5 protein-coding genes are annotated in these 5,463 nt (G+C 69.6%); all 5 read right to left on the bottom strand.

The window, feature by feature from the left end; all coding sequences use genetic code 11:
• Nucleotides 1–115: 115 nt before the first annotated feature.
• The 5 genes from AB0G02_RS27240 to AB0G02_RS27220 all read right to left on the bottom strand — a co-directional run bounded on the left by AB0G02_RS27240 (nt 116) and on the right by AB0G02_RS27220 (nt 5,080).
• Nucleotides 116–1,081 carry a right-handed parallel beta-helix repeat-containing protein gene (locus AB0G02_RS27240; RefSeq protein WP_360799018.1) on the bottom strand — a complete coding sequence of 322 codons (966 nt, stop codon included), beginning with the start codon at nt 1,079–1,081 and terminating at the stop codon, nt 116–118.
• A gap of 249 nt (nt 1,082–1,330) precedes the next feature.
• Nucleotides 1,331–2,005, bottom strand: coding sequence for a polysaccharide deacetylase family protein (locus tag AB0G02_RS27235; protein ID WP_360799015.1), 675 nt, complete (start codon nt 2,003–2,005; stop codon nt 1,331–1,333).
• A gap of 76 nt (nt 2,006–2,081) precedes the next feature.
• Entirely contained in the window at nt 2,082–2,678 is a 597-nt protein-coding gene (locus AB0G02_RS27230; RefSeq protein ID WP_360799012.1) for a glycoside hydrolase family 11 protein, read from the bottom strand.
• Between the two features lie 792 nt (nt 2,679–3,470).
• Nucleotides 3,471–4,460, bottom strand: a complete 990-nt coding sequence (locus AB0G02_RS27225; protein WP_360799009.1) for an inorganic phosphate transporter — start codon at nt 4,458–4,460, stop codon at nt 3,471–3,473.
• Nucleotides 4,460–5,080: a DUF47 family protein gene (locus AB0G02_RS27220; protein ID WP_360799006.1), complete on the bottom strand. Its 621-nt coding sequence runs from the start codon at nt 5,078–5,080 to the stop codon at nt 4,460–4,462. Before AB0G02_RS27220 ends, AB0G02_RS27225 begins: the two co-directional genes overlap by 1 nt.
• Nucleotides 5,081–5,463 lie beyond the last annotated feature (383 nt).

The following is a 5,463-nucleotide window of genomic DNA, read 5'->3' as shown; positions in this document are numbered from 1 at the left end:
GTGCTGAAGCTGCCCGAGGTGGTCCGGCAGCGGCGGCGCCTGCCCGCGGACGTGGAACGGCGGGTCCGGCTGCTCGGCTAGACCTGGCGTCCCACGTCCACCGGGCCCGGTCCGGTCAGAGCCCGATGTCCGCCTGCGGGCCGGCGTGGGCGCGCACGATCGCCGGCACGTCGGCCGCCCTGTCCAGGGTGTAGGCGTAGAAGGACGACGGGGTGAAGGCGGAGCCGCCGGTCTGCTGCTTGCCGGAGCTGTTCACGACGACGCTGCCGCTCTGGCGCAGCTGGGCGGTGTCGTCCCGGTAGTACGGGTCCTTGACGGTGTCGAAGTAGCTGTTCTCCAGCACCATCTTCGTGTTCCCGCGCGAGTAGTTGCCGTAGCCGCGCACGTGCTGCAGGTAGTTGTTGTAGAGGTGGGCGTAGGCGACGTTGTCGGTGCTGGGGTTGCGGCTGTTGGTGTCGTGGATCCAGTTGTGGTGGATCGTGATGCGGGCGGTGGTGTTGTCGGTCCAGCCGATGCCGAACGCCTTGTTGCCCTCGGCCAGCACGTTCCACGACACGGTCAGGTTCGTGGTGTCCTTGCGGCTGTCGATGAGGCCGTCGTTCATGCGCATGACGCGGTTGTGGTCGATCCAGACGCGGTCGGCGGTGTCCAGCTGGATGCCGTCGTAGTCGAAGTCCTTGTCGTCCGGGTCGTCGGAGGCCACCCGCGTGTCCCGGACGGTCAGGTTCCGGATGATCACGTTCGACGTGCCCGCGCCGAGGAAGAAGCCGCCGCCGACGACCTCGCCCCGGGTGCCCGCACCGACGATGGTCTTGTTCGACGTCACCGGGATCTCACGGCCGAGCGGCGTGACGGTGATCGCGCGGTCCAGTCGGATCACGTACGGCTCGGCCGCCCTGGCGTAGCGCTCCAGGTCGGCCTGGCTGGTGGCGGTGACGGTCGCGCCGCCCGCGCCGCCGGTCGTGCCCGCCGCGCCCGCGGCGAGGTCGGCGGTGGCGAGGTCGGCGGTGGCCGTCGCGGGAACGGCGAGGAGCAGGCCCGCCACGGCGGCGAGGGCGGTCGAGGTGGTTCTGGTGTCCACTGCGATCCCTTCTTCGAGCGCGCACGGCACGGTGATCGCCGGATCCGGGAACGGTCACGTCGCCGTGGGACTCACACCTGGGCTGGTCACGCGGTGGTGCCCGCGGACCGCGTTCGTCGGACAGGTGGCGGCGAGTGCGGTGGTCACGATAGGGGCGGCGCTGTTGAAGGGTCAAACCTGTTCACGTACGGGCACGCGTCAGCCCGGCCTGCCGGGTGACAGGCCGGGCTGCGCGGTTCACTGGAGCGGTCAGGCCGGCGCGACCGCGCGACCCGTGGAGGGGGAGATCATGCCCGCGCACAGGTTGCGGCTCGCGAGGGTCTGCGCGATGCGCGGGATCGCGGCGCGCGTGTTGGCCGGCCAGTCGTGCATGAGGATGATCTGGCCGTTGGTCAGGCGGGCGTTGGCCGCGACGATGGCGTCGACGCTCGCGTTGTTCCAGTCCTGGGAGTCGACGTCCCAGATGATCTGCCTCAGGCCGTACCTGGACAGGACCGTCTGCACCGTGGAGTTGGTCTCGCCGTAGGGCGGGCGGAACAGCTTCGGCGTGCCGCCGCCGCCGTTGGCGATGGCCTGCTGGGTGCGGGAGACCTCGGAGTCGACCTGGGACTGGCTCAGCTGGGTCAGGTGCGGGTGGGTGTAGCTGTGGTTGCCGACCCACATGCCCGCGCTGACCTCCGCCCGCACCAGCGAGGGGTTGGCCGCCGCGTTGTTGCCCTGGTTGAACATGGTGGCCCGCAACCCGTACTGGCGCAGGAGGTTGAGCAGGGTGGTGGTGTTGCCGCCGGGACCGTCGTCGAAGGTGAGCCCGACGTAGCCGTAGCAGGCCGCCGCGCGCACGGGGGCCGCGGCAGCGGTGAGGGCGCCGGTCACCAGCGTCGCGGCGATGACCAGCGCGGTGACCAAGGAGCGTCGTGTTGCCATGTGAGTCCTCATCATCGTGGCCGCACGACGCCCCCCGCGGATCCGGAGGGCGTCGGGCGGCACTGCGTGCGCCGGGTCAGCTGACGGTGATGTTGGAGTTGCCGCTGCTCCGGTACCCCTCGGTCGCCATGATCATGTAGTAGTTGAAGCTGCCGAGCCGCATGTTGGCGCGCGACCACGCGTCGAAGTGGTTGCCGGTGGTGATGCTGCCGCCGGTCCTCTTCTGCTGCCGGACGCTCCAGTACTGGTTGAAGGTCTTGGTGCCCTCGACCGACGGCGCGTTGTAGCGCGTGGTCTGGTAGATGTCGTACGTGCCGCCGTCGGTGGTGACGGTGCCCTTGTACGTGCCGGTGGGCCGGTAGTTGCCCCAGTTGTCGACGATGTAGTACTCGACCAGCGGGTTCGACGTCCACCCGTACAGGGTCAGGTACGCGTTGCCGGACGTGCTGAAGCTGCCGGAGTAGTTCACCGTCCGGCGGGAGCCGTTGCTCCAGCCCTTGCCGCCGACGAAGTTGCCGACGTTGCTCCACGAGGTGCTGTAGTTGCCACCCGAGCCCAGGTTGATGCAGGCGGAGCCGGCGCCGTCGGACCACCACGAGTAGTAGTAGCCGTTGTTGGTGCCGGTCTGGTTCGAACAGACGGCGGCGTTGGCGACACCGGGCAAGAGCGCCATGACGAGCGCGGCGACCGCACCGCCGACGAGTATTCTGACGCGTCCGCGACTGCGGCTCGTCGGGCGAAGATCGACGTTGACCATGCGAACCTTCCTCTTCTCCTGCTGTGCAGAGGTGGCCGGACGGCGGCGGAGAACCGGTCGAGGTCCCTCGGGACCTGTCGACGACTCACAGTATCGACACGGGCACTTTCCGTTGTCCAGATGTTTCGCATTTATTTCGGATGCAAGCGTGAATTGCGCACCACGAATTGCCGTCCCGGCTTTAGCGGGCCGGGTCGGGGCAATTGTCGGGACGGGTATTCATTTTGTGGACCTCGCGGTGCGGGCAGGGTGCTCGCGCCGCACCGGCGGCCTCCGGGACGGCGCCGGGAGGTCGAAACTCCCAGCAGTCTTCTCCGAAACACGTCGTCCTGGCAAGGTCCGTTGGGGCAACCACGGGTGCGAGAGCGGACGGGCGTACGGCCTAGCGGTCCGAGCCGAGGTCCGGCGGCACGGCCGCGCCGGCCCGTCGAAGCGATCACTCAAGAGCGGTGGACGCGCAGTTCAAAACGATTCGGACCACCGCGTGAGCGCCTGCCCGCACTCGACGTCACGTCCGTTGTGGTCGGTGCTCGAATCCGAAAGTTTGCGGAGGAGTATTCGCAACTCCTGCGGGGCGTCGCCCGGCGGATCCGGGCTGCGGACGGCACGGTACCGCCGGAGGATCGGAGCCGCCGGGCCGCCGAAAGGGCACGCGAACAACACGAGAAGGCATCGCGTTCGTGGACCGGGCCGAGTTCGGAGCGAGCCTCAGAAAAGCGACACCACGCCGTACGTGCCGGCGGAGACGACCGCCGCACCGGGCAGGGTGAGCACCCATCCCTTCGCGATGTCGGCGGCCACGGCCCAGCGCACCGCGGAACGGCGCGTGGTCGCGCCCACGCCCATCACGGCCGAGGTGATCACGTGCGTGGTGGAGATCGGGGCGTGGAACGCGAACGCGGTCAGGTACAGCACCGACGAGGCGGACAGCTCGGCGGCGAAGCCGTGCGGCGGGGTGAGGTGGAAGATCCGCCTGCCCAGGGTCCGCATGATCCGCAGGCCGCCCGACCAGGTGCCGGCCGCCAGCGCCAGCGCGCACGCCCCGATGACCCACAGCGGCACCGCGTAGTCGGTCTGGTGCCCGGTGACCACCAGGGCCAGCACGATGATGCCCATGCTCTTCTGGGCGTCCTGCAGGCCGTGGCCCAGGGCGAGGCTCGCCGCCGACACCACCTGCGCCCGGCGCATGAGGCGACCGGTGCGGTGGGCGTTGGCGTTGCGGAACACCCACATGATCGCCGTCATCACCAGGTAGCCGAGCACCAGGCCGACGACGGGGGAGATCACCATCGGCAGCACGACCTTCTCCAGCACGCCCGCCCAGTGCACCGTGGTGGCGGAGGCCAGCGCCGCGCCGACCAGGCCGCCCACCAGCGCGTGCGACGACGAGGACGGCAGGCCGAAGTACCAGGTGAGCAGGTTCCACGCGATCGCGCCGACCAGGGCCGCGGTGACCACGTGCAGGGCGTCGTCCCCGACCGGGGTGTCGATGATGCCCTTGGCGATGGTGACCGCGACGCCGGTGCCGAGCAGCGCGCCGAGCAGGTTCATCACCGCCGCCAGCGCCAACGCGGCGCGCAGGGTGAGCGCGCGGGTGGACACGGCGCTCGCGATGGCGTTGGCCGCGTCGTGGAAGCCGTTGGTGAAGTCGAACGCGAGCGCGAGCACGACCACGAGCAGCAGCCCGGCAGTGGGCATCAGGATTCCTTGACCGCGATCGAGTGCACCGCGTTGGCCACGTGCTCGAACGCGTCCGCGGCGGCCTCCAGCTCGTCCACGACCTCCTTGAGCTTCATGACCTCCAACGCGTCGCGCTGCCCGTTGAACAGCTCCGACAGCAGCCGCCGGTAGACCTGGTCGGCCTCGTTCTCCAGCGCGTTGACCTCGACCCAGAACGCGGTCAGCTCCTGCGGCACGGACAGCCGGGGCATCGCCTCGGCGGTGAGCCGGGCCGCCTTGCCCAGCAGGTCGACCTGTCCCACGACGCCGTCGGGCAGCTCGCCCACCCGGTAGAGGGTCGCCAGGTCGACGGCGGCGTCCATGTGGTCCACCACGTCGTCCAGGTTGGACGCGAGGCGGTAGATGTCCTCCCGGTCGAACGGCGTGACGAACGACCGGTCCAGGTGCTCGATGATGGCGTGGGTGGCGTCGTCGCCCGCGTTCTCCAGCGCGTGCATCCGCGCGGCCAGCTCGGCGCGCTGCTCGACGGGGGCGGACACGAACTCCCGCAGGACCCCCACGCTGTCAGCGATGTTGGTGCCGATCGCGGAGAAGAGCTCGAAGAACTTCTCGCCCGTGGGCTTGCGGCTGATGCGCATCTAACTCAGACGTCCTCGCTGCTGAGGGCACGCCGGTGGCGACCCGAGGTGATCGGGACGGTGTGCATGCCGTGGCCTCCCCGCGTTCGCTGCATGATCACCAAGCGCGGGTACCCAGTTTGATCGCTCGGCCCCCCGCCGGACAACGATAACTTCGGTGAGTCGCACGGTTCGCGCGGCCGGCGGTTCCGCCCGGACGCGGGGCCACGGTCCGTGATCAACTCGCTCACCCGGTCGGGTGGACGGTGTTCCGGTCGACCGGACCGGGCCGGATCTGGCCCGGTCGAAGGGGACGTCGATCACGGTCCGACGAGACTGCACGTCTCGTCTCGGGCCGCGTTGGTGGCTTGAGCGGCCCGGCGGACCATCCGGGCAGCACAAGC

This window comes from Actinosynnema sp. NPDC023658 (assembly GCF_040639995.1).
Taxonomy (GTDB): Bacteria; Actinomycetota; Actinomycetes; order Mycobacteriales; family Pseudonocardiaceae; genus Actinosynnema.
Note: the sequence above shows the minus strand (reverse complement) of the source record. Positions and strands in the feature narration are given on the sequence as shown.